General features: G+C 73.7%; 23 protein-coding genes. 9 read left to right on the top strand and 14 right to left on the bottom strand.

Features of this window, described 5'->3' with window-relative positions; genetic code table 11:
- Positions 1–270 precede the first annotated feature (270 nt).
- On the top strand, positions 271–1,467 hold the full coding sequence (locus JQN84_RS04265) for a hypothetical protein (RefSeq protein WP_204957037.1): 1,197 nt from the start codon (positions 271–273) through the stop codon (positions 1,465–1,467).
- A gap of 220 nt (positions 1,468–1,687) precedes the next feature.
- Here the strand turns inward: JQN84_RS04265 and dxs are convergent, their stop codons facing one another.
- From dxs to JQN84_RS04245, 4 genes are all read right to left on the bottom strand, one after another.
- A complete protein-coding gene (gene dxs, locus JQN84_RS04260; RefSeq protein WP_204957036.1) occupies positions 1,688–3,643 on the bottom strand; it encodes a 1-deoxy-D-xylulose-5-phosphate synthase in 1,956 nt (651 codons plus the stop codon).
- A 70-nt stretch (positions 3,644–3,713) separates the two neighbouring features.
- Complete coding sequence (locus tag JQN84_RS04255; protein WP_204957035.1) at positions 3,714–4,904, bottom strand: anhydro-N-acetylmuramic acid kinase; 1,191 nt, start codon at positions 4,902–4,904, stop codon at positions 3,714–3,716.
- 13 nt (positions 4,905–4,917) lie between these two features.
- Positions 4,918–6,201: a class I SAM-dependent RNA methyltransferase gene (locus tag JQN84_RS04250; RefSeq protein WP_204957333.1), complete on the bottom strand. Its 1,284-nt coding sequence runs from the start codon at positions 6,199–6,201 to the stop codon at positions 4,918–4,920.
- A 134-nt stretch (positions 6,202–6,335) separates the two neighbouring features.
- Positions 6,336–8,402, bottom strand: a complete 2,067-nt coding sequence (locus JQN84_RS04245; RefSeq protein WP_204957034.1) for an APC family permease — start codon at positions 8,400–8,402, stop codon at positions 6,336–6,338.
- Between the two features lie 161 nt (positions 8,403–8,563).
- Between JQN84_RS04245 and JQN84_RS04240 the strand changes: the two genes are divergently transcribed.
- On the top strand, positions 8,564–9,229 hold the full coding sequence (locus JQN84_RS04240; RefSeq protein ID WP_088646419.1) for a potassium channel family protein: 666 nt from the start codon (positions 8,564–8,566) through the stop codon (positions 9,227–9,229).
- A 3-nt stretch (positions 9,230–9,232) separates the two neighbouring features.
- Positions 9,233–9,922, top strand: coding sequence for a potassium channel family protein (locus tag JQN84_RS04235; RefSeq protein ID WP_145918516.1), 690 nt, complete (start codon positions 9,233–9,235; stop codon positions 9,920–9,922).
- A 103-nt stretch (positions 9,923–10,025) separates the two neighbouring features.
- On the opposite strand, the gene JQN84_RS04230 is transcribed toward JQN84_RS04235, so the two are convergent.
- The 4 genes from JQN84_RS04230 to dut all read right to left on the bottom strand — a co-directional run bounded on the left by JQN84_RS04230 (position 10,026) and on the right by dut (position 12,677).
- Positions 10,026–10,709, bottom strand: a complete 684-nt coding sequence (locus JQN84_RS04230; RefSeq protein WP_204957033.1) for a DUF3159 domain-containing protein — start codon at positions 10,707–10,709, stop codon at positions 10,026–10,028.
- Positions 10,706–11,086 (bottom strand): OB-fold nucleic acid binding domain-containing protein, encoded by a 381-nt coding sequence (locus JQN84_RS04225; protein ID WP_088646422.1) that lies wholly within the window; start codon positions 11,084–11,086, stop codon positions 10,706–10,708. The genes JQN84_RS04230 and JQN84_RS04225 overlap by 4 nt, the downstream gene beginning before the upstream one ends.
- A 339-nt stretch (positions 11,087–11,425) precedes the next feature.
- A complete protein-coding gene (locus JQN84_RS04220; RefSeq protein ID WP_204957032.1) occupies positions 11,426–12,079 on the bottom strand; it encodes a DUF3710 domain-containing protein in 654 nt (217 codons plus the stop codon).
- 25 nt (positions 12,080–12,104) lie between these two features.
- Positions 12,105–12,677 carry a dUTP diphosphatase gene (gene dut, locus JQN84_RS04215; RefSeq protein WP_372445893.1) on the bottom strand — a complete coding sequence of 191 codons (573 nt, stop codon included), beginning with the start codon at positions 12,675–12,677 and terminating at the stop codon, positions 12,105–12,107.
- Between the two features lie 42 nt (positions 12,678–12,719).
- On the opposite strand from dut, the gene JQN84_RS04210 reads away from it, so the two are divergent.
- Positions 12,720–13,217 carry a DUF3093 domain-containing protein gene (locus JQN84_RS04210; protein ID WP_204957031.1) on the top strand — a complete coding sequence of 166 codons (498 nt, stop codon included), beginning with the start codon at positions 12,720–12,722 and terminating at the stop codon, positions 13,215–13,217.
- Between the two features lie 63 nt (positions 13,218–13,280).
- On the opposite strand, the gene JQN84_RS04205 is transcribed toward JQN84_RS04210, so the two are convergent.
- Entirely contained in the window at positions 13,281–14,210 is a 930-nt protein-coding gene (locus JQN84_RS04205; protein WP_239484654.1) for a hypothetical protein, read from the bottom strand.
- A gap of 135 nt (positions 14,211–14,345) precedes the next feature.
- Positions 14,346–14,642: a DUF4193 domain-containing protein gene (locus JQN84_RS04200; protein ID WP_067315205.1), complete on the bottom strand. Its 297-nt coding sequence runs from the start codon at positions 14,640–14,642 to the stop codon at positions 14,346–14,348.
- Between the two features lie 433 nt (positions 14,643–15,075).
- On the opposite strand from JQN84_RS04200, the gene JQN84_RS04195 reads away from it, so the two are divergent.
- A complete protein-coding gene (locus tag JQN84_RS04195; protein ID WP_204957331.1) occupies positions 15,076–15,591 on the top strand; it encodes a LytR C-terminal domain-containing protein in 516 nt (171 codons plus the stop codon).
- A 92-nt stretch (positions 15,592–15,683) separates the two neighbouring features.
- Here the strand turns inward: JQN84_RS04195 and JQN84_RS04190 are convergent, their stop codons facing one another.
- Positions 15,684–16,496: an inositol monophosphatase family protein gene (locus tag JQN84_RS04190; RefSeq protein ID WP_204957030.1), complete on the bottom strand. Its 813-nt coding sequence runs from the start codon at positions 16,494–16,496 to the stop codon at positions 15,684–15,686.
- Between the two features lie 438 nt (positions 16,497–16,934).
- Between JQN84_RS04190 and JQN84_RS04185 the strand changes: the two genes are divergently transcribed.
- Positions 16,935–18,542 (top strand): RNA polymerase sigma factor, encoded by a 1,608-nt coding sequence (locus JQN84_RS04185; protein WP_204957029.1) that lies wholly within the window; start codon positions 16,935–16,937, stop codon positions 18,540–18,542.
- A gap of 248 nt (positions 18,543–18,790) precedes the next feature.
- Entirely contained in the window at positions 18,791–19,024 is a 234-nt protein-coding gene (locus tag JQN84_RS04180) for a DUF7455 domain-containing protein (RefSeq protein WP_088646450.1), read from the top strand.
- Positions 19,025–19,467: 443 nt separating this feature from the next.
- Here the strand turns inward: JQN84_RS04180 and JQN84_RS04175 are convergent, their stop codons facing one another.
- From JQN84_RS04175 to JQN84_RS04165, 3 genes are all read right to left on the bottom strand, one after another.
- A complete protein-coding gene (locus JQN84_RS04175) occupies positions 19,468–21,201 on the bottom strand; it encodes a DEAD/DEAH box helicase (RefSeq protein ID WP_204957028.1) in 1,734 nt (577 codons plus the stop codon).
- A 164-nt stretch (positions 21,202–21,365) separates the two neighbouring features.
- A complete protein-coding gene (locus tag JQN84_RS04170) occupies positions 21,366–22,016 on the bottom strand; it encodes a trimeric intracellular cation channel family protein (protein WP_088646451.1) in 651 nt (216 codons plus the stop codon).
- 41 nt (positions 22,017–22,057) lie between these two features.
- Entirely contained in the window at positions 22,058–22,282 is a 225-nt protein-coding gene (locus tag JQN84_RS04165; protein ID WP_176739083.1) for a DUF3039 domain-containing protein, read from the bottom strand.
- A gap of 84 nt (positions 22,283–22,366) precedes the next feature.
- On the opposite strand from JQN84_RS04165, the gene JQN84_RS04160 reads away from it, so the two are divergent.
- A complete protein-coding gene (locus tag JQN84_RS04160; RefSeq protein WP_204957027.1) occupies positions 22,367–23,293 on the top strand; it encodes a pseudouridine-5'-phosphate glycosidase in 927 nt (308 codons plus the stop codon).
- On the top strand, positions 23,290–24,198 hold the full coding sequence (locus JQN84_RS04155; RefSeq protein ID WP_204957026.1) for a carbohydrate kinase family protein: 909 nt from the start codon (positions 23,290–23,292) through the stop codon (positions 24,196–24,198). The genes JQN84_RS04160 and JQN84_RS04155 overlap by 4 nt, the downstream gene beginning before the upstream one ends.
- Positions 24,199–24,216: the final 18 nt, after the last annotated feature.

Below are 24,216 nucleotides of genomic sequence, written 5' to 3'. Positions count from 1 at the left end.
CGGCAGGGGTGCAACGGGTCACGGGTGCGGGCGCTGTCGCGGTGGCCGTCGTGCCTCGGGCAGAGCCCTCGGAGTCGTCGGGGGCCGGTGCGGAGGCGCCACGGGGCTCGGCAGACGTCACAGTCGGCGGAGTCTACCGGAGCCGGGAAAAAGCCCGAAATTCACTCTGGTGTCCCTTGTGGTCATCGGGACACGGCTGCGGGGCGTCACCGGGCGTTGCGTACCATGTGGTCTTCCGACAACGACGGCGACGCGATCGGGGGCGTAGGGATGGCATCGGTTCGCCGTCGCGGCACGACGGTCGCCGCGCTGCTCGCCCTGCTGCTGGCCGCCCCGGCGTGCGGCCCGGTCGCCTCGCGTCAGGTGCACGAGCTGCGGGTCGGCTACGACAGCCTGGACGGCACCCGCGCGGTGTGGCCGCCGCGCGGCGCGCTCGCCGGGGACGCCACGGCGACGGCGGCGGTGACCGAGGCGGTCCGCGCCTGGCGTTCGCCTGTCGACGACCGGGTCCACCTGCCGTCGTCGGGGATTCTCTGGTCGGGTGCGGTCGACGGCGTGCCGCTGGCCCTGGTCGCCGCCGACGTGCCCGGGGAGAGCGCCTCCTGGCTGCTCCAGCTCACCGGGCGCGACGGCCGCTACGAGGTGACCCGCGCCAGCGAGTACACCGACCCGGGTTACCTGGTCTATGCCGACGTCCTCCCGCTGCACCTGCCGGACGGCCGGCGCTACCTGACCTCGGGCCGGGTGGAGCGGCTGCTCGGCCCGGACGGTCGGGCGCTGATGCTGACCGACGGGCTGACCGGTGCGGTGAAGGTGCCCGACTGCCGGGCGGTGCCGGTGACGGCCACCCTGCGGGCCACCGAGTCGCTGCCCCGGGGGCGGGCCGCCGACCGTCTGCTCGACCTGGGCGCGGCCACCGTCGACCCGAGGTATCCCCTGGTCCGCGACGACACCGGTTCCGGCCGGCGGGCCCTCGACGGGTTGGACACCTGCGTGCTGGCCGACGAGCAGGGGCCGTTCGGGAGCATCCCGCGCCGCATCGGCGACCGGGACGCCCCCCGGTCGGTGCCCGAGTCGTGGCCGATGGAGAAGGTGGCCGTGCGGGCCATCGGCGAGATGACGCTGGGCGGCGGTAACGACCCCGGCGACCTGGAGCAGCTCACCTGGGAGACCGACGCGGGAACGATGACCGCGGTGGTCTACCGGCCGGCCGGCGACGGCACGCCTGTGGTCTCCCCCGCCGACCGGTCCAACCCGTTGCAGACCTACGTGCTGCCGGTGCCCGGGCAGCCGCTGGTGGTGCTCACCTGGCGGGGCAACCGGGACGCCTCCCTGTCGGTGCCGCCCGGCACCCCCCGCCTGGTGGAACGTCCCGGCCTGGTGGTCGTCCCGATGCCCGCCTCCCGGCAGACCTTCAGCCTGGCCACCGCCGAAAAGACCTACTACCGCTCCGCCGGCGGCCGCTGACCCCCCACCCCACCCACCTCGCCCCCCACCCCCCGGCTCGCCCCGGTGATCAAGAGGTTTGCGTCAAAGTTGATCTCTGGGTTGACGCAAACCTCTTGATCACCGGGGGCGGAGGGGGCGGCGATACGCGCGAGGCGAGTGGTGGAGGAGGGCGCGGGCCGGGAGACGGGCGCAGGGGCGGTCGCGGCAGGGCCGGGACCGCCCCTGGGGTCGGGGTGGATCAGTTGGGGGTGGTGTCGGGGGCCGGGAGGCGGACCGTCTCCACCGAGGGGGCGTCGCCGTCCAGGCCGGAGATCCAGCCGGTGACGTCGCGGGCCACGTCCTGCGCGGTCAGCCGCAGGTCGGCGAGGATCTGCGCCCGGGTCCCGTGCGGGTGCCAGTCGGCCGGTACGCCCAGGTCGCGCAACGGCACCCGGACGTCGGCGTCGCGCATCGCCTGACCCAGCGCGTCACCGACACCGCCGATCCGTACGCCGTCCTCGACGGTGACGACCAGGCGGTGCCCGGCGGCCAGCTCGACCAGTTCGGCCGGCACCGGACGCACCCAACGCGGGTCGACCACGGTCACGCCGTAGCCCTGCTCGGCCAGCCGGGTCGCCACCTCCATCCCGAGCAGGCCGAAGGCGCCCACCGCCACCAGCAGCACGTCGGTACGCGCCGACTCGGCCAGCACGTCGACCGGGCCCACCCGGCGGATCGCCGGCAGGTCGGCGGCGACGGTGCCGGTGGGGAACCTGACGATGGTGGGACCGTCGTCGACGGCGATCGCCTCGCGCAGCTCCTCGCGGAGGCTGGCGGAGTCGCGGGGGGCGGCGATCCGCAGCCCCGGCACCACCCCGAAGACCGACATGTCCCAGATGCCGTAGTGGCTCGGCCCGTCCGGCCCGGTGATGCCGGCCCGGTCCAGCACGAAGGTCACCGGCAACCGGTGCATCGCCACGTCCAGCAGAACCTGGTCGAAGGCGCGGTTGAGGAAGGTCGCGTAGACCGCCACCACCGGGTGCAGGCCACCCATCGCCAGGCCGGCCGCGGAGGTTGCCGCGTGCTGCTCGGCGATGCCCACGTCGTACACCCGGTGGGGGTGCTTGCGGGCCAGGGTGGCGATGCCGGTCGGCTCGGCCATCGCGGCGGTGATCCCCACCACGTCGGGCCGCTCGTCGGCGATGGCGACCAGTTCGTCGGCGAAGACCTGCGTCCACTTCACCGACGGGGCGGCGAGCAGCTTGCCGGTCTCGACGTCGAACGCGCCCGGACCGTGCAGGCAGTCCGCCTCGTCCTCCTCGGCCGGGCGGTAGCCGTAGCCCTTGCGGGTCACCGCGTGCACGATCACCGGGCCGCCGAAGTTCTTGGCCGCGCGCAGCGCCGACTCGACGGCGGCGACGTCGTGCCCGTCGACCGGGCCGACGTACTTGATGCCGAGGTCCTCGAACATCGCCTGCGGGGCGACCGCGTCCTTGATGCCCTTCTTGACCGCGTGCAGCACCTCGTACATCGGCCTGCCGACGAACGGGGTGTTGCCGAGGGCGTCCTTGACCGTGTCGAGGACCTTCTCGTAGCCGGGGTTGAGCCGCAGCGACGACAGGTGGTCGGCCAGGCCGCCGATGGTGGGCGAGTAGGAGCGGCCGTTGTCGTTGACCACGATCACCAGCCGGTTGCCGGCGGTGGCGATGTTGTTCAGCGCCTCCCAGCACATGCCGCCGGTGAGCGCCCCGTCGCCGACCACGGCGACCACGCTGCGCTGCTCGCCCCGCAGGGCGTACGCCTTGGCCAGGCCGTCGGCGTAGGACAGGGCGGTGGAGGCGTGCGAATTCTCGATCAGGTCGTGCTCGCTCTCGCCCTGGCTGGGGTAGCCGGAGAGGCCACCGCGCTGGCGGAGCTTGTCGAAGCCGTCCTGCCGGCCGGTGAGGATCTTGTGCACGTACGACTGGTGGCCGGTGTCGAACAGGAGCCGGTCACGCGGCGAGTCGAAGACCCGGTGCATGGCCAGGGTCAGCTCCACCACGCCCAGGTTGGGGCCGACGTGCCCGCCGGTCCGGGACACCTTGGCGATCAGGAAGTCACGGATCTCGGCGGCGAGGATGTCCAGCTGTTCGCCGGTCATCCGCTTCACGTCCTGCGGACCACGGACGGTGCCCAGTAGCCGACCGTGGTTGGCCGTGTCCTCGTCAACACTCATGACGAGAGAGTCTATCGGCCGCCGCACACTCCGCAGCCTTGCCGTGGATCACCGCAGGTGGACCCCTGGATCAGCGGAGCACGACCAGCCGGCGGGGCGGGGGCGGCGCGACCACCCCGTACGGCGGCCCGGACGGCGTCCACGAACCCAGCACGGCGGCCCGCCGCGCGCCGGTCACCGAGGGCAGCGCGCCCGGCAGCCCGTGCCAGGACAGCCACCCGAGCAGGGCGAACGCGTACGCCTCCCGGGCCTGGGCGGGCACCCCCAGGTCGTCGGTGGTGCGCAGCGTCCACCGGCCGCCGCCGAGGGCGGACAGCCGGCCCCACAGGGTCGGGTTGCGGACCCCGCCGCCGGCAGCAACCAGCTCGGTCACCCGGTGCCGCCGGCAGGCGTCGGCGACCGTCCGGGCGGTCAGCTCGGTCAGCGTGGCGAACACGTCGTCGCGGCCGACCGGTTCCCCGAGCGCCGCCAGCCGGTCGTCGAGGTAGCCGGCGTGGAACAGTTCCTTGCCTGTCGACTTGGGCGGTTCCGCCGCGTAGTAGGGCTCGGCGAGCAGCAACGCCAGCAGCCCGGGGTGCACCCGGCCGGCCGCCGCTCGTGCCCCGTCGACGTCGCAGGGCCGGTCGAGCAACCGCCGGGCCGCCGCGTCGAGCAGGGCGTTGGCCGGGCCCACGTCGTAGCCGAGCACGGGGGCGTCCGGCGCGACCACGGTGAGGTTGGCGATACCGCCCAGGTTGAGCGCCGCCCGCACCCCGCCGCCGGGCCGCCCGCCCGGCTCGGCGTCGGCGGCCGGGGCGAGCAACAGGGCGTCGAAGGCGGGGACCAGCGGCGCGCCCTGCCCGCCGGCGGCGACGTCCGCCGACCGCAGGTCCGACAGCACGGGTACGCCCACCCGGGCGGCGACCCGGGCCGGCGCGCCGAGCTGGAGGGTGCCCCGCACGGTGCCGCCGTCGACCCAGTGGAAGACGGTCTGCCCAGGTGAGACGACCAGGTCGGCCCGCCCGCCGGCCAGCTCGACGCCGAGCGCGGCGGCGTCGGCGAACACCGCGCCGAGGGCGTTGTCGAGCCGGCAGACCGCCTCGACCGTGGTGGGCCCCGGCGGCAGCACCGCCCCGATCCGCTCCCGCAGCTCCGCGTCGTAGCCGCACTCCCGGTGCCCGAGCGGGCGCATCCGCAGGGTGTCCCCGGCGGTGGTGAACTCGGCGGCGACCACGTCCACCCCGTCGTACGAGGTGCCCGACATCAGCCCGACGATCTTCATCGGGCCAGGCTAGTCAGCGGGCCGGGGGCAGGAACAGGCCGACCAGTTCGACGTGCTGGGTCATCGGGAACAGGTCGTAGCCGCGCAGGGCGGCCAGCCGCCAGCCGGCCCGGCCGAAGGTGCGTACGTCCCGGGCGAAGGCGGCCGGGTCGCAGGCCACGTACGCGACCGCGCGGGGGGTGGCGGCGATCATGTCCCGCACCACCGCCGCGCCCGCACCGGTACGGGGCGGGTCGAGCACCACCAGGTCGACCGGGCCGGTGATCCGGCGGCGGGCCAGGGCGGTCTCCACCCGGGCGGCGACCACCTCGACCCGGGACAGGTCGGCGAGGTTACGTCGGGCGGCGGCTACTCCCTCGGCGGCTGACTCGACCACGGTGATCCGCGCGTCCGGGCCGACCCGGGCGGCGAGCGCGGCGGCGAACAGGCCGGCCCCGCCGTACAGGTCCCAGACGGACTCGCCGGGCTGCGGGTCGAGCAGGTCGAGGACCGTGTCGGCCAGGGTGTCGGCAGCGGCCGGGTGCACCTGCCAGAACCCGCCGGACGGCACCGTCCAGTCCCGACCGGCGGCGACCTCGCGTACCGTCGCCGGGCCGGCCGGGGACGGGCCGGCGGGGTCGGTCGCCGCCGGACCGGCGGGGAGGTCGACCGGGGTGGGCGTCCCGTCGGCGAGGGCGGTGACCACCACCTCGCCGCCGGTGGAGGCGACCGTCGCCACCGCGTCGGCCGCCGGCCAGTTCTGCCCGAGCACCGGCAGCGCCTGGATCGCCGGGTGGGCGATCAGGCACCGGTCGATCGGCACCACCTCGTGCGAGCGGTGCTTGAGCAGCCCGGCCCGGCCGGTGGCGTCGACCGCGTAGCGGACCCGGGAGCGCCAGCCCAGCGGGCCGCCGGGCAGCGGCGCGACGCTGACCCGCAGCACGTCGATCTCGGCGTCGGTGAGCCCGCCGAGCCGGCTGAGCTGCTCGCGGACCACGGTCGTCTTCCAGTCGAGCTGGGCGGCCGGGGCGACGTGTTGCAGGTCGCAGCCGCCGCAGCCGCCCGGCCTGGCGTACGGGCAGGGCGGGGCGACCCGGTCCGGCGACGCCTCGACGATCTCGACGGCGTCGGCGCGGGCGAACCCCCGGTGCAGCTCGGTCACCTCGGCGACCACCCGTTCCCCGGGCAGCGCGTGCCGGACGAAGACCACCTGGCCGTCGACCCGGGCCACGCAGTGCCCGCCGGGGGCGACCGCGTCGACTGTCAGCTCGACCCGTTCGGCCTCCTCCAACCCGGGCCGAAGCTCCTGCCCGCGCAGCTGATCCTGCCCGGCCCGAAGATCCTGCCCGGCCCGTCGGTCCGGCCCGGGACGCTGGTCCGCACCGGCGTCGTCGCTGCCGGCCGGGCCGGAACGGGCGGGGGTCGCGGAACGGGCGGGGCCGGGGTAAGCGGTCACGGGCGGTCTCCGGTCGACGGGCCGGGCTCGCCGGACGCGGCAGCCACCGGCGGGACGGGCGGCGGGGCGCTGTGCGGCGTGACCCGGGGCCCCCGGGCGGGGGTACGACTCAGCGTCTCGTCCAGCCGGTCGAGGTTCTTGGTCGCGGTGGAGGCCAACTGCCAGGGCACACTGGTCACCATCACGCCCGGCTCGAAGAGCAGCCGGCCCTTGAGCCGCAGCGCGCTCTGGTTGTGCAGCAGGTTCTCCCACCAGTGGCCCACGACGTACTCGGGGATGAAGACGGTGACCACGTCGCGGGGCGACTCCCGGCGGGTGTTCGCCACGAAGTTCAGGATCGGCCTGGTGATCTCCCGGTACGGCGAGTCGACCACGGTCAGCGGCACCGGCAGTTCCCGCCGCTCCCACTCCTGCTGGAGTTGCCGGGTGTCCTTCTCGTCCACGTTGACGGTGACCGCGGTCAGCGTGTCCGGCCGGGTGGCGCGGGCGTAGGCGATGGCCCGCAGGGTCGGCTGGTGCAGCTTGCTGACCAGCACGATGGCATGGTTACGGGCGGGCAGCACGCCGCGTACCTCGGTCGGTTCCAGCTCGGCGGCGATCCGGTCGTAGTGCCGGCGGATGGCCAGCATCAGCAGGTAGATCACCCCCATCGCGGCGATGGCGATCCACGCGCCGAGCAGGAACTTGGTGATCAGCACGATGACCAGGACGGTGCCGGTCATCGCCATGCCGAACGCGTTGATCGCCCGGGAGCGGAACATCCGCCGGCGGGCCTGCGGGTCCCGCTCGGTGCGCAGGTGCCGGTTCCAGTGCCGGATCATGCCGGCCTGGGAGAGCGTGAACGAGACGAAGACGCCGACGATGTAGAGCTGGATCAGCTTGGTCACCTCGGCCTGGAAACCGACGATCAGCACGATCGCGAAGACGGCGAGGAAGACGATGCCGTTGGAGAACGCCAGCCGGTCGCCCCGGGTGTGCAGTTGCCGGGGCAGGTAGCGGTCCTGGGCGAGGATCGAGCCGAGCACCGGGAAGCCGTTGAACGCGGTGTTCGCGGCCAGGAACAGGATCAGCGCGGTCATTCCGGCGACCACGTAGAGCAGCACCGACCCGCCGCCGAAGACGGTCTCGCCGAGCTGGGTGGTCACGGTCTTCTGCACGTACCCGTCGGGGCCGGAGAGGATCTGCGTGGTGGGGTCCTCGACGAACTGGAGGCCGGTGAGCCGGGCCAGCCAGATGATGCCGACCAGCATGGCCACCGAGATGCTGCCGAGCAGCAGCAGGGTGGTGGCGGCGTTGCGGCTCTTCGGGGCCTTGAACGCCGGCACCCCGTTGGAGATCGCCTCGACCCCGGTCAGCGCGGCGCAGCCGGAGGAGAAGGTCCGCAGCAGCAGGAAGATCAGCGCGAAGCCGGTCACGCTGTGCTCGGCCTGGATCTCCAGTCCCGCGCTGGGGGCGCGCAGGTCGTCGCCGAGGACGAAGTACCGGACCAGCCCGGTGAGGATCATCCCGCCGATGACGATCACGAAGCCGTACGTGGGGATGGCGAACGCGGTGCCGGACTCGCGCAGCCCGCGCAGGTTCATCGCGGTCAGCAGCACCACCGCGCTCACCGCGATCAGCACCTTGTGGCTGGCCACGAAGGGCACCACCGACCCGAGGTTGGCCACCCCGGAGGAGACCGACACGGCGACGGTCAGCACGTAGTCGACCAGCAGCGCGCTGCCCACCGCCAGCCCGGCCCGGGGACCCAGGTTGACCGTGGCCACCTCGTAGTCGCCGCCGCCGGAGGGGTAGGCGTGCACGTTCTGCCGGTAGCTGGCCACCACGGTCAGCATGACCACGACCACCGCGAGGGCGATCCAGGGGGAGAACAGGAACGCCGACGCCCCGGCGATGGAGAGGGTCAGCAGGATCTCGTCCGGGGCGTACGCGACGCTGGACAGCGCGTCGGAGGCGAAGACCGGCAGGGCGATGCGCTTGGGCAGGAGGGTGTGCTGGAGCCGGTCCGACCGGAACGGTCGACCGACGAGGAGTCGCTTCAGCAGCGAGGTGGGACTGGCCACAAGCGCTAAGGGTACGACCACCGGATCGTGGTCGCCGGGGGGTGCCTGATCCCCCTCCCGGGTCCCGGCGCGGTACCGTTCGGTCCCCCGTGGTCGGGGTGGACGTGGCAGGCTCGCAGACGACAGTCGCCGGGAGGCGGGCACACCTTGGGAGGGACACCGTGCACGTCGTGATCATGGGCTGTGGGCGGGTCGGCTCGACGCTGGCCCAGAGCCTGGAGTCCCGGGGGCACTCGGTGGCGGTGATCGACCAGGACGCCGACGCGTTCCGCCGCCTCGGCCCCGACTTCGCCGGGATCACCGTCACCGGCGCCGGCTTCGACGGCGAGGTGCTGCGCCAGGCCGGCATCGAACGGGCGGACGCCTTCGCCGCCGTCTCCAGCGGCGACAACTCCAACATCATCTCGGCCCGGTTGGCCCGCGAGACGTTCGGCGTCTCCCGGGTCGCCGCCCGGATCTACGACCAGCGCCGGGCGCAGGTCTACGAGCGGCTCGGCATCCCCACCGTCGCCACCGTCCGCTGGACGGCCGACCGGATGCTGCGCCACCTGGTCCCCGAGGGCAACGTGGAGATCTTCCGGGACCCGACCAGCACCGTGTCGATCATCGAGGTGCCGGTGCACAAGGACTGGATCGGCCGGCCGCTGCGCCAGTTGGAGGAGGCGGCCGGGACCCGGGTGGCGTACCTGACCCGCTTCGGCATCGGCATGCTGCCCACCGCGTCCAGCGTCGTGCAGGAGGGTGACCAGCTCTACCTGCTGGTCACCGACGACATCGCCGCCCAGGTCACCGCGGTGGCCGCCACGCCGCCCGAAGGAGGGCACTGAGCCATGCGGATCGCCATCGCGGGCGCCGGCAACGTGGGCCGGTCGATCGCCCAGGAGCTGATCGACAACGGCCACCAGGTGATGCTGATCGAACGGCAGCCCCGGATGCTGCGCCCGGACCGGGTGCCGACCGCCGACTGGGTGCTGGCCGACGCCTGCGAGCTGGCGAGCCTGGAGGAGGCGAACGTCGCGGGCTGCGACGTGGTGGTCGCCGCCACCGGCGACGACAAGGTCAACCTGGTGGTGTCCCTGCTGGCCAAGACCGAGTTCGCGGTGCCCCGGGTGGTGGCCCGGGTCAACCGGGCCGAGAACGAGTGGCTGTTCACCGAGCAGTGGGGCGTCGACGTGGCGGTCAGCAAGCCCCGGGTGATGGCCGCCCTGGTCGAGGAGGCGGTCACCGTCGGCGACCTGGTCCGGTTGATGACGTTCCGGCAGGGCGAGGCGAACCTGGTGGAGATCACCCTGCCGCCGACCGCGCCCTACGTCGGCCAGCCGATCCACGCCGTGCCGATCCCCCGGGACGCCGCGCTGGTGGCGATCCTGCGCGGCAAGCGGGTGCTGGTGCCCAGCCCCGACGACCCGATCGAGGCCGGCGACGAGCTGATCTTCGTGTGCACCGCCCAGGTGGAGGACGAGGTGCGCGGGGTGATCCTCGGCCCGGACAGCGTGGAACGGACCCGCGGCACGGGCTGACCGTCCCGCCCGGCGGGTGCCGGACGGTTGGGTGCGCCGGCCGCCCAGGAGACCCTGGAGACTGGAGACCGGCCCCGGCGGCCCCGGGTGCCGGCCCTGGAGGTCAGCCGCCGGGCAGCGGCTGCGGTGCGGACTCCCGGGTCACCCGGCGCACCACCCAGACCGTGATCAGCAGCAGCAGCGCGTAGGGCGGGTAGCCGAGGGCGAGCCGGGCCACCCCCAGCGCGGTGTCCTGGTGGGCCAGGTAGAGCCCGGCCTGCACCCCGACCTTCGCCAGCCAGACCACCCCCCAGAGCACGGTGAGCTGGGTGAAGGTACGCACCAGCCGGGGGTCGTCGCGCCACTCGGAGCGCCCCTTGGCCACCAGCACCGACCAGATCCACCCGACCAGGGGCTGCCGGATCACCGCGGAGAGCAGCAGGGCGATGCCGTAGCCGATGCCGTAGAGGATGCCCGGGAGATAGAAGTCCCGCTCGTCCCCGGTACGCCAGGCGATGGCCGCGCCGATCGCGATGCCGAACAGCCCGTTGACGGCGTGCCGGACCGGGCGGCGCTGGACCAGCCGGACGATCGCGATCAGCACCGCCACCCCGACCGAGGCGATCACCGCCGGCCGCAGCTCGCCGACCACGTTGGCCAGCACGAACACCACCACGGGGATGCTGGACTCGACCAGCCCGCGCCAACCGCCGAGCTGGTCGGCCATCTGCTCGGCGAGGCTGGGCAGCCGCTCGTCGTCAGGCGGGGTGGTCTGCGGCTCGGTGGCCGGGGGCTGTCCCGTCGTCACTTCGGCGACTCCAGCTCGTAGTACGGGTTGTAGATCACCTTGCGGTCGTCCCGGACGGCGACCCGGCCCCGGGCGGTGAGGTGCCGGCCCGGCTCGATGCCGGCGATGTGCCGGCGGCCCAGCCAGACCAGGGTGACCACGTCACTGCCGTCGTAGAGGTCCGCCTCCAGGGTGGGCAGGTTGGTCCGGGGCGTGTAGACCACGGTGCGCAGCCGCCCGGCGACCGAGACCACCTGCCCCCGCATGCACTGCCGGGCCAGCACGCCACCGGACTCGGCGCTCTCCCGGCGCAGCTCCTGCGCCTCGATCTCGGCCTCGCTGGCGGTGAACCGGCGCAGGATGCCCCGTAGCGACATCCGGCTCTCGTCGGTCGACATGACCTCCGCGTCACCCTCTCCACGCTGACCGGTCGGCACCGGCGTCACCCCGGTCCCGGGCGGGACCGTGCCGCCAGCGTACGCCGATCCGGCCCCACGGCGTCGGTCCGGTGCGCCCGCCCCCGGTCGGTGCCCCCACCGGGACGCCACCGCCGCCGGCCTCGGCCGGGCCGTTACCGCCCGCTCGTGGCCGGGACGCCACCGCAGCCGGTCGGCGGGAAAGCCACTGCCGGCCCGTGGCCGGGACGCGCCGCCGACCTCGGGCGGGCCGCCGGGGCGGACAGCAGTCCGGGCCGGACCCGGCCACCTCAGGCGGCGGGTCCGGCCCGGACGGGTCGGTCAGGCCTGGTTCGGGGCGGGCGTCGCGCCGTCGCCGCCCTCGGCCTGGTCGGCCATCTCCCGGGGCAGCCGCAACGGCAGCGGCTCACGCACCGGCTTCGCCTCCTGGCCCCGGTCGACCACCAGGCCGTCCAGGCAGGTGGCGAGCGGTCCGGCCGCGGTCGGGTCGGTGGCGGCGGCACCCTGGTAGACGCCCCGGACCATCCAGCGCGGGCCGTCGACGCCGACGAAGCGCAGGTCGGTCGGGCCGTCCGGGGTGCGCACCCGGGCGTGCAGCTCGACGCCGTACTCGCCCCGGGCCTCCTCGACGGTGGCGCCGTCGGCGATCAGCGACTGCCGGATCTCGTCGCGCACCTCGTCCCAGATGCCCTCGGAACGGGGCGCGGCGAAGACACCGAGCTGGAGGGCGTTGTCCCCGTGGACGAGCACCACCTGCTGGACGACGCCCTGCGGGTCGGCCTGCACCCGTACCTCGACCCCGGGCACCGCCGGGATGTGCAGGCTGCCCAGGTCGAGCCGCTGCACGTCGTCAGGCGCCTCGGCGACGTCGTACGGGCCACGGGCCGGGCCCGCCGTCTCGTAAGCGTCGGGGCCGTCGGCCCGCTCGTCACGGGCGTGCCGCCCGTTGCCGGCCCGCTTTCGGGAGAAGATCACTGCGCCCACCCTCCGCTGTTCGCACTCACCCTGCCACCTCTTCCGTCCGTACGCCGACCCGGTCGGTGTCCGCCGCCCGGGTCGGGCCGCCGGGTGGGGGCACGAGCCCGGCGTGGCCACCCGTCGACCCGTGGCCCCCGGTCCCCCGTCGGGACCCGGGCAGCACCGCCACCGGCTGGAAATCGGCCCGCTCCACCCGCTGGACAACGAGTTGCGCGATGCGATCGCCACGGGAGATCTTCGCCGGTGCGTCCCGATCGTGGTTGATCAGGTTGACCAGGATCTCACCCCGGTAGCCGGCGTCGACCGTACCGGGCGCGTTGAGCACCGTCACGCCGAGCCTGGCGGCCAACCCGGAGCGCGGGTGGACCAGGCCGACGTAGCCCTCCGGCAGGGCCAGCGCCACGCCCGTGGGGACCAGGGCCCGGCCGCCCGGGGGCAGCTCGACGTCCGCGGCGGCCACCAGGTCGGCACCGGCGTCGCCCGGGTGGGCGTACGCGGGCAGCGGCAGCTCCGGATCGAGCTGCCGGACGGGCACGGGTACGACGTGGGTCACGGGTCTGCCTCTTCCGTCGGCGTTCACGGGGTGCCCTGCCATCCTGCCGGGTCGGCGGCCCGTCGTGTTCCGTACCCTCGGGGTGTGAGCCTGTCGCCTTCCCCGTCGTCGACGCCGCGCGTCGCGGCCGTCCCGGCGTACTCCGAGCGGCTGGGCCTGCCCTGGTGGTGCTGGGTGGCCGGGGTGGCCCTGGCCGGGCTGGCCGCCGTCGAGCTGTGGATGGGTGCCGGCGGGGTACGCGCCTGGCTGCCCTTCGTGCTGCTGCTGCCGGCCACCCTGGCCGGGTTGTGGTGGCTGGGCCGGGTCCGGGTCGCGGTCGCCGACGGTGAGCTGTGGGTCGACGACGCCCACCTGCCCGTCCGGTACGTCGCCGACGCCGTCCCGCTCGACGCCGCCGGCCGGCGCGAGGTGCTCGGGGTCGGCGCGGATCCGCTGGCCTTCGTGGTGCAGCGGCCCTGGATCGGCGGTGCGGTGCAGGTGGTGCTCGACGATCCGGACGACCCCACCCCGTTCTGGGTGGTGAGTTCCCGCCGGCCGACCGAGCTGGCCGCCGCCCTGCTGGCCGCCCGCGACGCGGCCTGAGCGGGGCGGGCGGGGTACGGCCCGACGCGCCTCCCGGGCCGGTCGGCCGGGGTCGGTTCGGGGTCAGGGCTGGCCGGGGGCCGGCAGGGCGGGTGGTCCGTCGCCGCCGGGCAGCTCCCGGCGCTGTTTGCGCAGGTCCCGGCGGAGCTGCTCGGCCAGCGAGCGGGTGGCCCGGCGGTTGAGGTAGCTGGCCACGGCCGCGCCGGTGAGGAACGGGCCCAACGTGGTCAGGTTGCGGCCGAAGCGCTTGAGCAGGGTGTCCCGCAGCTCCTTGCGGGCGGCGGTGCCGAGCACCGCGCTCACCCCGACGCCCGGCATCATCGGGTTGATCCCCCGCTGGCTGGCCCACGACTGGACCAGGGCGAGGGTTCGAGGAGTGCCGCCGGCGGGCAGCGGTGCGCCGTAGATCTCGTGCAGCTCGCCGATCAGCTTGAGTTCGATCGACACCACGGCCACCGTCTCGGCGGCGAGCAGCACCGGCGCGGACAGCAGGGTCGGGGCGACGGTCCACTCCACCGCGGCGACGCCGCCACCTGCCGCACCCACCCCGGCGGTGGCCCGGGTGGCGTTGCGGACCAGCCGGTCGGCGAGCGCCTCGTCGTCCAGGCCGGGAAAGTGCCGACGCAGCGTCGCCAGGTCCCGGACCGGGATGTGCGGCGCGACGTCGGCGACCGTGTCGGTCATCCAGCGCAGCGCCGCCCGTGGCTTGAACAGGTCGGCGAGCCCCCGGCTGCGGGCCTGCCCGACCAGCCGGGCGAGCAGCTGCCGACGGCGGGCGGGCGCGATGTCGTCGGCGGTCAGCGCCGCCACCGTGGCACCCAGCTCGTCGCCGGCCGGACCGCTGCCGGGCGGCACCGTCGGGTCGGTGCCTGCCGGATCGCTGCCGGGCGGGACGGCCGGACCGTTGCCGTCGGCCCGGTTCCCGGGCACGACGACGGGCGGGCCGGCTTCGGACTTCGGACCGTCCGGATCGGACCCGCCGTGCTCGTTCATCCCTCTGCCCCTCCCGTGGTGTCCACCGGTCCGGTGGACGCGCCTACCACGAGTCAAGCAGCAACCCGCCGTACCCGCACGGCGGCTCGGGCAGCGGCGGCCCCGCGAGGAGGCCGCCGCTGGTGTGGTGGGTGCTCAGACGCACTCGCGGCAGATCAGGTCGCCGTTGCGCTCGACCGCCAACTGGCTGCGGTGGTGCACCAGGAAGCAGCGTCCGCACCGGAACTCGTCCTGCTGCATCGGGAGGACCTTCACGGTCAGCTCCTCGTCGGCCAGGTCGGCGCCGGGAAGCTCGAAGCTCTCGGCCACCTCGGCCTCGTCGACGTCCACGGCGCCCGACTGTGAGTCGACCCGCCGGGCCTTGAGCTCTTCCAGGCTGTCCTCGCCGAGGTCGACCTCGTCGCGACGCGGGGCGTCGTAGTCGGTGGCCATCGGTTTCACTCTCCCATATCGATGTTGTCGCTTCCGGTTGTAACGCCGGGCGACGCTGTTTCGGTTCCCACTGGCCGGCCACCAATGTTTGTCGGTCGCCCGACCCGACGGCCTCTGGATCAAGGTCGCCGGGGGCAGGACCCGACGAGCGCGGTACCTTACCCCCTACCGGGCGAGGCATGTATACCGCCCTCGCGGCAGACATGTACGCCCCAGCGGCCCAAGATGTTCCCAATGTGACTCAGGCGACACGAAGATAGGGGTAGTAGTACCCCGTTCCCGGTTGGCGCGCCGGCATGTCGGACTGTTTCCACGCGTCCGCCGGACAACCGTTAACCTCAGCGGCGTACTCGACGGCCGACGGCGCCGGCCGACGCCGACGTTCGCCGCCACCACCCACTGTCCGGGGAGCACCCAGATGAGCTTTGCGCGAGTGCGAGCACTCGTTGTCGTCGGCCTGCTGGCGGTCGTCGCCCTGGTCATCGTCATCGTCGCCGTGGTCCGCGACACCCAGGGCAGCGGTGCCAACGCCAAGGGCTGCCCCGAGGGCTGGCCGCTGGCCGACCTGTCCCTGCGCACGTACAAGGATGTCAAGATCAACATCCTGAACGGCACCGGCGAGCCGGGCCTGGCCAGCAGCGTGGGCGACGACTTCCGCAACCGGAAGTTCCAGGTCAAGAAGGAAGGCAACGCCGCGCACTTCGACGGCGTCGCGCTGCTGCGGTTCGGTCCCAAGGGGGTCGGCTCGGCGCACCTGCTGCGCGCGTTCTTCCTCAACAACGCCGAACGCGACTACGACCCCAAGCGCCAGGACGACACGGTCGACGTGGTGCTGGGCGACGGCTTCCAGCAGTTGGCCACCACCACCGAGGTCAACCAGTCCCTCGGCGACCTGGGCGCGCCGGTCGCCCCGGAGGGCTCCTGCCCGATGCCGGTGCAGGACAAGTAAGCGACCCGGCCTGTCGACGGCGTCGACCGGCTCCCGCAGACCCCGGCCCGGCCGCCGGCCCGTGATCCGGCAGCCGGCGCTCAGGGGGGTGGTCAGGGGCCGCCGGAGGCGTCCAACGCGGCCAGCCGGGTGTGCAACGGCGTGAAGAGCGCCGGTGGGGCCGCGATGACCAGGTCCGGGCCGGCCGGACGACCGTCCAGCCCGGCCACCAGCAGCCCGGCCTCCGCGGCGATCAGCCCGCCCGCGGCCAGGTCCCAGGCGGCCAGCCCCTTCTCGTAGTACGCGTCCAACCGCCCCTCGGCGGCCAGGCAGAGGTCCAGCGCCGCCGCCCCCATCCGCCGGATGTCCCGCACGTCCCCGATCAACTCGGCGACCACCCGGGCCTGGTGCCGGCGGCGGCCGGCGTCGTAGCCGAACCCGGTGGCGACCAGGGCCTGCCCCAGCTCGGTCTCGGTCGAGCAGCGCAGCCGCCGGCCGTCACGCCAGGCGCCGCCACCGGCGGTGGCGGTCCACTCCTCACCGGTCGAGACGTTACGCACCACGCCGGCGACCACCCGGCCGTCCACCTCGGCGGCGAGCGACACCGCGCAGTACGGCAGCCCGTACAGGTAGTTCACCGTGCCGTCGATCGGATCGACGATCCAGCGCACGCCGTCCGCGCCGGCCGCGACGCCGCCGTACTCCTCGCCGAGCACCACGTCGGTCGGCCGGACCGCGCGCAGGGCGGCCAGGACCTGCCGCTCCACCGCCCGGTCGGCGGCGGTGACCACGTCGGTGGCGGTGCTCTTGGTGGCCGCGACCGAGACCCCCTCGGCCCGCATCCGGGCCGCCGTGTCGGCCGCGTCCCGGGCCACCTCGACGGCGATCCCGAGCAGTTCCCGTGCGGTAGGCGTCGAACCGGTCATCGAACCCTGCCCCCTTCGCGGCCGCCCCGCGCGCACCGGGCGTACCGGCCGGGAGCCACCCCGCCGTCCGGCGCGCCGCGTGCCCCGCCGCGCGTCGTCGATCTCGTCCGGACAGCATATGCAGACGCCGTCGCGGCCGGACGCACCCGGTTCGACGGGCGGTTTCCGGCGTCGACCGGCCGGCCACCGGGATCCCTCGACAGGATGGCCATAAAGTCGACATCCGTGTCGAACCGGTGGTACAGACGGCCGGTTGCCGTGCGCCGCAGGATGATCGCGCCAAGCAGGGTTACAATTCACCCTGCCCACGCGCCACGGACCACCGCCGCACAGCCGGCCCGGGACACGGGGGCCACTCAACGACGTCGACGGCACGGCACGCCACGCTGCGCCGGACGACTCCGGCCGTGCTCGCTCTTCGCCTCCGGAAGGTCATTCGTGACAGAACCCCGCCAGCCCGGCGCCGACGTTCGCTCGCTCACCGACACCCTGATCGCCCACGCCCAGAGCGCCGGTGGTCAGTTGACGTCGGCCCAGCTCGCGCGCACCGTCGAGTCCGCCGAGGTGACCCCGGCCCAGGCCAAGAAGATCCTGCGGGCGCTCTCCGAGGCGGGCGTCACCGTGGTGGTCGACGGCTCCGCCAGCACCCGCCCCCGCCGGGTGGCCGCCGCCCGGTCGGCCACACCGGCCTCGCGGGCCACCACCGCCAAGACCACCAAGAAGGCCGCCGCGCCGGCCCCGAAGCAGGCCCCCGCCGCCGAGGAGGCCACCGCGCCCGCTCCACGCAAGGCGGCCCCGCGCAAGGCGGCCACCACCGCCGGGGTGGCCGCGAAGGCCGCCGCACCGGCCGCCAAGGCGACGAAGTCCACCCGTGCCACCAAGGCGACCGTGGCCGCCGCCGGGGCCGGCAAGGCCGCCACCAAGGCCAAGGGCGAGGGCGCCGAGGGCGAGATCGATCCCGAGCAGTTGGCCGCGGAGATCGAGGACGTGGTGGTGGAGGAGCCGGCCGAGCTGACCCGGGCCGCCGAGACCGACGCCGCCGCCTCCGCCACCGACAACGACTTCGAGTGGGACGACGAGGAGTCCGAGGCACTCAAGCAGGCCCGGCGGGACGCCGAGCTCACCGCCTCCGCCGACTCCGTCCGGGCGTACCTCAAGCAGATCGGCAAGGTTCCGCTGCTCAACGCCGAGCAGGAGGTCGAGCTGGCCAAGCGGATCGAGGCCGGCCTCTACGCCGCCGAGCGGCTGCGCGCCGCCGACGAGGGCGAGGAGAAGCTGACCCGCGACATGCAGCGCGACCTGCTGTGGATCTCCCGGGACGGCGAGCGCGCCAAGAACCACCTGCTGGAGGCGAACCTCCGACTGGTCGTGTCGCTGGCCAAGCGGTACACCGGGCGCGGAATGGCCTTCCTCGACCTGATCCAGGAGGGCAACCTCGGCCTGATCCGCGCGGTCGAGAAGTTCGACTACACCAAGGGCTACAAGTTCTCCACGTACGCCACCTGGTGGATCCGGCAGGCGATCACCAGGGCGATGGCCGACCAGGCCCGCACCATCCGCATCCCGGTGCACATGGTCGAGGTGATCAACAAGCTCGGTCGCATCCAACGCGAGCTGCTCCAGGACCTGGGCCGTGAGCCCACCCCGGAGGAACTGGCCAAGGAGATGGACATCACACCCGAGAAGGTGCTGGAGATCCAGCAGTACGCTCGGGAGCCCATCTCGCTCGACCAGACCATCGGTGACGAGGGCGACAGCCAGCTCGGTGACTTCATCGAGGACTCGGAGGCCGTGGTCGCGGTCGACGCCGTCTCGTTCTCCCTGTTGCAGGACCAGCTCCAGCAGGTCCTGCAGACGCTCTCCGAGCGGGAGGCGGGGGTGGTCCGGCTGCGCTTCGGCCTGACCGACGGCCAGCCGCGCACCCTCGACGAGATCGGCCAGGTCTACGGGGTGACCCGGGAGCGGATCCGGCAGATCGAGTCCAAGACGATGTCCAAGCTCCGGCACCCGTCACGCTCCCAGGTGCTCCGGGACTACCTGGACTGAGCCGGTCACGTCAACCCGTCGTGTCGGTTTGATCACCAGGCGTAGAACATGCGATGGTGACTGATCCAATACGTGTTTGTGATCGTTGACGTGGCACCCTGGGTGCACGGCACACTGTCCTTCCCGCCAGGTGTGACCTCGGTCCCCCGCGGGCACACTGGGAAGGCGGGGCCCGGTAAGGGTGTTGCACGATGAGTGAGCAACGACCGAAGAGAGTGTTCATCGGTGACGACCAGAGGAGGAAGGCGATGACCCCGACCCTCACGCCGCCGCCCGAAACGGTGGCTCCCCCAGCCGCCGATGAACGGTGCGACCGCTGCAATGCTGCCGGCAAGCTCCGTATCACTCTGGCGGGTGGGAGCGAGTTGGTGTTCTGTGGGCACCACGCGAACAAGTACGCCGAGGATCTCGTGAAGATCACGGTGAAGTTCGCGACGGACCCGGAGTTCAGCTGGCGAGGCGCCGATCTGATGGCGAACTGACCCCGAAACCCCTACGACGACATAGCCGGGCGGAGGCACCCACAGGGTGCCTCCGCCCGGCTATGTGCACTCCCCCCACGGCACCCGCCCCGTCCCCACACCCCGCCCGGCAGCCCGGCCCCGTCCCCACACCCCGGCCACGCCCCGCTTCGTCCGGTGATTTGGCGCGCCCCGCCTCGCCCACGCCCCGCCTCGTCCGGTGATCAAGAGGTTTGGGCGGTGATCAAGAGGTTCAGGTCACCGACACGCCGATTCCTGACCCAAATCTCTTGATCACCGAAGAGGGGCAGAGACCGAAGAGGGGCAGAGACCGAAGAGGGGCGCGAGGGCCAGAGACCGGAGAGGGGGCGGGAGAGGCAGAGACCGGAGAGGGGCGGGAGGGGCAGAGGCCGGGGAGGGCGGGAAGGGGTGGAGTGGGCCGGGGAGGCCGGCAGTGGGCCCGATCAGAGGGTCTGGACGGTGGCTATGCGTTCTTCGAGCTGTTCGATGGTGGCCTGGGCGCTGGGCGGGCCGCCGCAGAGCCGGCGCAGCTCGGCGTGGATCTTGCCGTGGGGCAGTCCGGTGCGGTGGTGCCGGGCGGCCACCAGAGCGTTCAGTTGACGCCGGAGCGCCACCCGACGCTGGGCGGCACTCAGAGGTACGGCGGGTGCCGCCGGGGCCGCAGCGGCCGGCTCAACGGCCTGGACGGCCGTCCGACGCCGCTGCGCGGCGAGCTGGTCGGCCTGCCGCTTGGTCAACAGCAGCGACACCTGGTCGGCGGTGAGCAGACCGGGCAGCCCGAGGTACTCCTCCTCCTCCGGCGTGCCGGCCTGGGCGGCGGTGCCGAAGGAGGCCCCGTCGAAGATCACCTGGTCCAGTTCGGCGGTCGCGGACAGCGCGGTGAACCGCTTCTCCAGCTCGCCGCTGGCCTGCTCGTCGCGTTGGGCGCGCTCCAACAGGTCGTCGTCGAAACCCTCACGGTCCTTGGGCTTGCCGAGCACGTGGTCCCGCTCGGCCTCCATCTCGCTGGCCAGGCCGAGCAGGTGCGGCACGCTCGGCACGAACACCGAGGCCGTCTCGCCGGGACGGCGGGCCCGGACGAACCGGCCGATGGCCTGGGCGAAGTACAGCGGGGTGCTGGCGCTGGTGGCGTACACCCCGACCGCCAGCCGGGGGATGTCGACGCCCTCGGAGACCATCCGGACCGCCACCAGCCACCGCTGCTCGGACGCCGCGAACGTCGCGATCCGCGCGGACGCGCCCTGGTCGTCGGAGAGGACCACGGTGGCCTTCTCCCCGGTCACCTGCTCGATCAGCCTGGCGTACGAGCGGGCGTTCTGCTGGTCGCTGGCGATGATCAGCCCACCGGCGTCGGCCATCCCGGCGTTGCGCAGCACGGTCAGCCGGGCGTCGGCGGCCCGCAGCACCTGCGGCATCCAGTCCCCGGCCGGGTCCAGCGCGGTCCGCCAGGCCTGGGCGATCAGGTCCTGGGTCATCGGCTCACCGAGCCGCGCCGCCAGTTCGTCCCCGGCGTTGGTGCGCCAGCGGGTCTCCCCCGAGTACGCCAGGAACAGCACCGGGCGTACGACGCCGTCGCGCAACGCGTCGGAGTAGCCGTAGACCGAGTCGGCGCGGGAGCGCAGCAGCCCGTCGCCGCCGCGCTCGTAGGTGACGAACGGGATCGGGTTGTCGTCGGAGCGGAACGGCGTACCGGTGAGCATCAGCCGGCGTACCGCGGGTTCGAAGGCGTTCTTGACCCCGTCGCCCCAGGAGCGGGAGTCCCCGGCGTGGTGGATCTCGTCGAGGATGACCAGGGTGCGGCGGGTCATGGTGCGCCGCCGGTGCACCTGCGGGGCCATCCCGACCTGCGCGTAGGTGACGACCGCGCCGTGGAAGTCGGCGGCGGAGTGCAGGTCGGCGTTGCGGAACGCGGAGTCGAGCTGGATGCCGACCCGGGCGGCGGCCTGCGCCCACTGGGTCTTCAGGTGCTCGGTCGGGGCGACCACGGTGACCGCCTCGACGGTGCCGTCGACCAGCAGTTCGGCGGCGATCCGCAGGGCGAAGGTGGTCTTACCGGCGCCGGGGGTGGCGACCGCGGTGAAGTCGTCGGTACGACGGCGCAGGTACTCCACCATCGCCTTGCGCTGCCAGGCGCGCAGGGGCGGGAACGTCTCCAACGCCGGCAACCGGGGTGCCACCCGAGGCTCCTCTCCGACCGCACGAGGCGGATCCGGGCCGAGGGCCACGGTACCGCCGCCCATGAAAACGCCTCCGCGCAGAGCATGCCGCGAAGGCCGGCCCAGCATAACCAGCCGGGCCCGGCAACCCCAGCCGACACCACGCCGACCGGTTCCGCCGCCGGTCAGCCGGGTGGACGGCCGAGGCCGGTCTCCGGCGGACGCATCGTCGCCACGGGTGCCGACCAGCGTCGCCGCAGCGCCACCAGGCGCAGCACGAAGACCAGCAGCGCCGCCGCGGTCAGCCCGCCCGCCCCGGCGTACCCGAGTGCCGACAGCAGCACCACCATGATCGATCCGGCGAGCGCGGCGACGGCGTAGATCTCGCGGCGCAGCACCACCGGGATCTCGGCGGTGAGCAGGTCCCGGCCCAGCCCGCCGCCGATCGCGGTGAGCATGCCGATCACCACCGCGCCGACCGCCGGCACCCGGGCGTCGAGCGCCTTGAGCGTGCCGGTGACGGTGAACAGGCCGAGCCCGGCGGCGTCGAGCACCAGCACGGTGGTGCGCAGCCGGGCGAGCTGCGGGTGCAGCCAGAACACGGCGGTGGCGGTGACCGCGGCGGTGGCGGCGTAGCGCCAGTCGGCGAAGGCGAGCGGCGGGACCTCGTCGATGACCAGGTCCCGGAAGATCCCACCGCCCAGCGCGGCGACGAACCCGACGAAGACGACGCCGAACAGGTCGAGCCGCTTCGCCACCGCCGCCGAGGCGCCGGAGGCGGCGAAGACGGCCACCCCGGTCAGGTCGGCCAGGAGCAGGGCGGTGGAGGTGGTCACACCGCCGAAGGTTACGGGGGCGGTCCGGCGGACCGCCCGGATCACTCGCGGTACGAGTCGTAGATCTCCTTGCACTTCGGGCAGACCGGCGAGCCGGGCTTGGCGGCCTTGGTCACCGGGAACGTCTCGCCGCAGAGCGCCACCACGTAGGTGCCCATCACGGCACTCTCGGCGATCTTCTCTTTACGCACGTAATGGAACATCTCGGGACCCGTGTCGGCGTCCTTCAACTCCGGACGCTCAAGAACCTCGGTACTCACAGTCACACCTCCAACTGCACAAGTTTGGCAGGTCGGCCGGGTCCGGTCCACCGCAGCCCACCTCGACGGCGGCCAGTTACGGTAGCTGACGTGACCACCTTTCACATCCGGCCCGGTACCGAGGTCGCCGAAGCCCTGCGTGACGGCCGTCCCGTCGTCGCCCTGGAGAGCACGATCGTCTCGCACGGTCTGCCCCGACCGGACAACCTGCGGGTCGCCCGGCAGATCGAGCAGACCGTACGCGACGCCGGAGCCGTCCCCGCCACCATCGGCATGGTCGGCGGCGAACTCGTCGTCGGCCTCGACGACGCCCAGCTGACCCGGCTCGCCACCGTCGACGGTGTGGCCAAGCTCTCCGTCCGTGACCTCGCCGTGGCGGCGGCCACCGGGGCGGACGGGGCCACCACCGTGGCCGCCACCAGCGCGGTGGCCGCCGCCGTGGGGATCGGCGTCTTCGCCACCGGCGGCCTGGGCGGGGTGCACCGGGAGGCGGCGCAGACCTTCGACGAGTCGGCCGACCTGGTCACCCTGGCCCGCACCCCGATCACGGTGGTCTGCGCCGGGGTCAAGTCGATCCTCGACGTCGGGGCGACCCTGGAGCGGCTGGAGACCCTCGGCGTCGGGGTGGTCGGCTACCGCACCCGGCGGTTCCCCGGCTTCTACCTGACCGACTCCGGGTTCGACCTGGACTGGTCGGTGGACTCCCCGGAGCAGGTCGCCGCCGTGCTCGCCGCCCGGGAGCAGCACGGGGTGCACGGCGGCGGCCTGATCGTGGCCAACCCGCTGCCGGTCGACGAGCAGCTCGACCCGGCGCTGCACGACCGCACCCTCACCGAGGGGCTGGCCCGGCTGGGCCGCGACGGCGTCACCGGCAAGGCGGTCACCCCGTTCCTGCTGGCCCACTTCCACTCGGCCACCGAGGGCGCCAGCCTGGCGGTCAACGTCCGGATCATCCTGCGCAACGCCGACCTGGCCGCCCGGATCGCGGTCGCGGCGGCCGGACGCACCGCCGCATGACCACTCCCGGTCGGATCGTGGTGGTCGGCGACCTGATCACCGACGTGGTCGCCGTGCTGGCCGGAGCGCTGGCCACCGGCTCGGACACCCCGGCGACCATCAAGGTCACCGGCGGCGGGCAGGCGGCCAACACCGCCGCCTGGATCGCCGCCCAGCGCGCGCCGGTGACGCTGGTCGGGGCGGTCGGCGACGACAGCGCCGGCCGGGACCGGGTGGCCGAGCTGGAACGGGCGGGGGTCGACTGCGCGGTCGAGGTGCACCCGCAGGCCACCACGGGGACGGTGATCGTGCTGGCCACCGCCGACGAGCGGACCATGGTCACCGAGCGCGGGGCGAACCTGCGGCTGACCGCCGAGCACGTGGACCGGGCCTTGGCGGCGGTGCCCGACGCCACCCACCTGCACCTGTCTGCGTACTGCCTGTTGGACGCCGGGTCGCGACCGGCCGGGCTGCGCGCGTTGGCCGCCGCCCGCGAGCGTGGGCTGACCACCAGCGTCGACGCCGCCTCCGCCGCGCCGTTGCGGCGCATCGGCGCGGCGGCCTTCCTGTCCTGGGTACGCGACGTCGACCTGCTGCTGGTCAACGCGGACGAGGCGGGGGTGCTGGCCGGCGGGCTGGACCCGGCGGCCCAGGCGCGGGCGTTGTCGGCGGCGGCCCGACGGGTGGTGGTCAAGCGCGGCGGGGCGGGCGCGATCTGGGTGGACCGGCGGGCCACCGTCGGGGTGACACCGTCGTTGCGGGTCGCCGTGGTGGACGTCACCGGGGCCGGGGACGCCTTCGCGGCCGGCCTGCTCACGGCGTGGACCACCGGCGCGACCCCGAAGGCCGCGCTGACCCGGGCCGCCGACCTGGGCGCCCTGGCGGTCTCGATGGTGGGTGCCCGGCCGGAGGCGACAGGCGGGTAGCGGTGCCGGCTACGTCCG

The sequence above is a fragment of the Micromonospora humidisoli genome, assembly GCF_016900955.1.
Lineage (GTDB): Bacteria > Actinomycetota > Actinomycetes > Mycobacteriales > Micromonosporaceae > Micromonospora > Micromonospora wenchangensis.
The sequence above is the reverse complement of the archived record's forward strand: the minus strand, read 5'-3'. Positions and strand labels throughout refer to the sequence as shown.

Coding starts and splice junctions, on each gene's coding strand:
- JQN84_RS04265 (WP_204957037.1), top strand. CDS start 271: ATGGCATCGGTTCGCCGTCGCGGCACGACGGTCGCCGCGCTGCTCGCC.
- dxs (WP_204957036.1), bottom strand. CDS start 3,643: ATGAGTGTTGACGAGGACACGGCCAACCACGGTCGGCTACTGGGCACC.
- JQN84_RS04255 (WP_204957035.1), bottom strand. CDS start 4,904: ATGAAGATCGTCGGGCTGATGTCGGGCACCTCGTACGACGGGGTGGAC.
- JQN84_RS04235 (WP_145918516.1), top strand. CDS start 9,233: ATGCGGATCGCCATCGCGGGCGCCGGCAACGTGGGCCGGTCGATCGCC.
- JQN84_RS04225 (WP_088646422.1), bottom strand. CDS start 11,086: ATGTCGACCGACGAGAGCCGGATGTCGCTACGGGGCATCCTGCGCCGG.
- dut (WP_372445893.1), bottom strand. CDS start 12,677: ATGGCAGGGCACCCCGTGAACGCCGACGGAAGAGGCAGACCCGTGACC.
- JQN84_RS04205 (WP_239484654.1), bottom strand. CDS start 14,210: ATGAACGAGCACGGCGGGTCCGATCCGGACGGTCCGAAGTCCGAAGCC.
- JQN84_RS04200 (WP_067315205.1), bottom strand. CDS start 14,642: ATGGCCACCGACTACGACGCCCCGCGTCGCGACGAGGTCGACCTCGGC.
- JQN84_RS04190 (WP_204957030.1), bottom strand. CDS start 16,496: ATGACCGGTTCGACGCCTACCGCACGGGAACTGCTCGGGATCGCCGTC.
- JQN84_RS04180 (WP_088646450.1), top strand. CDS start 18,791: ATGACCCCGACCCTCACGCCGCCGCCCGAAACGGTGGCTCCCCCAGCC.
- JQN84_RS04155 (WP_204957026.1), top strand. CDS start 23,290: ATGACCACTCCCGGTCGGATCGTGGTGGTCGGCGACCTGATCACCGAC.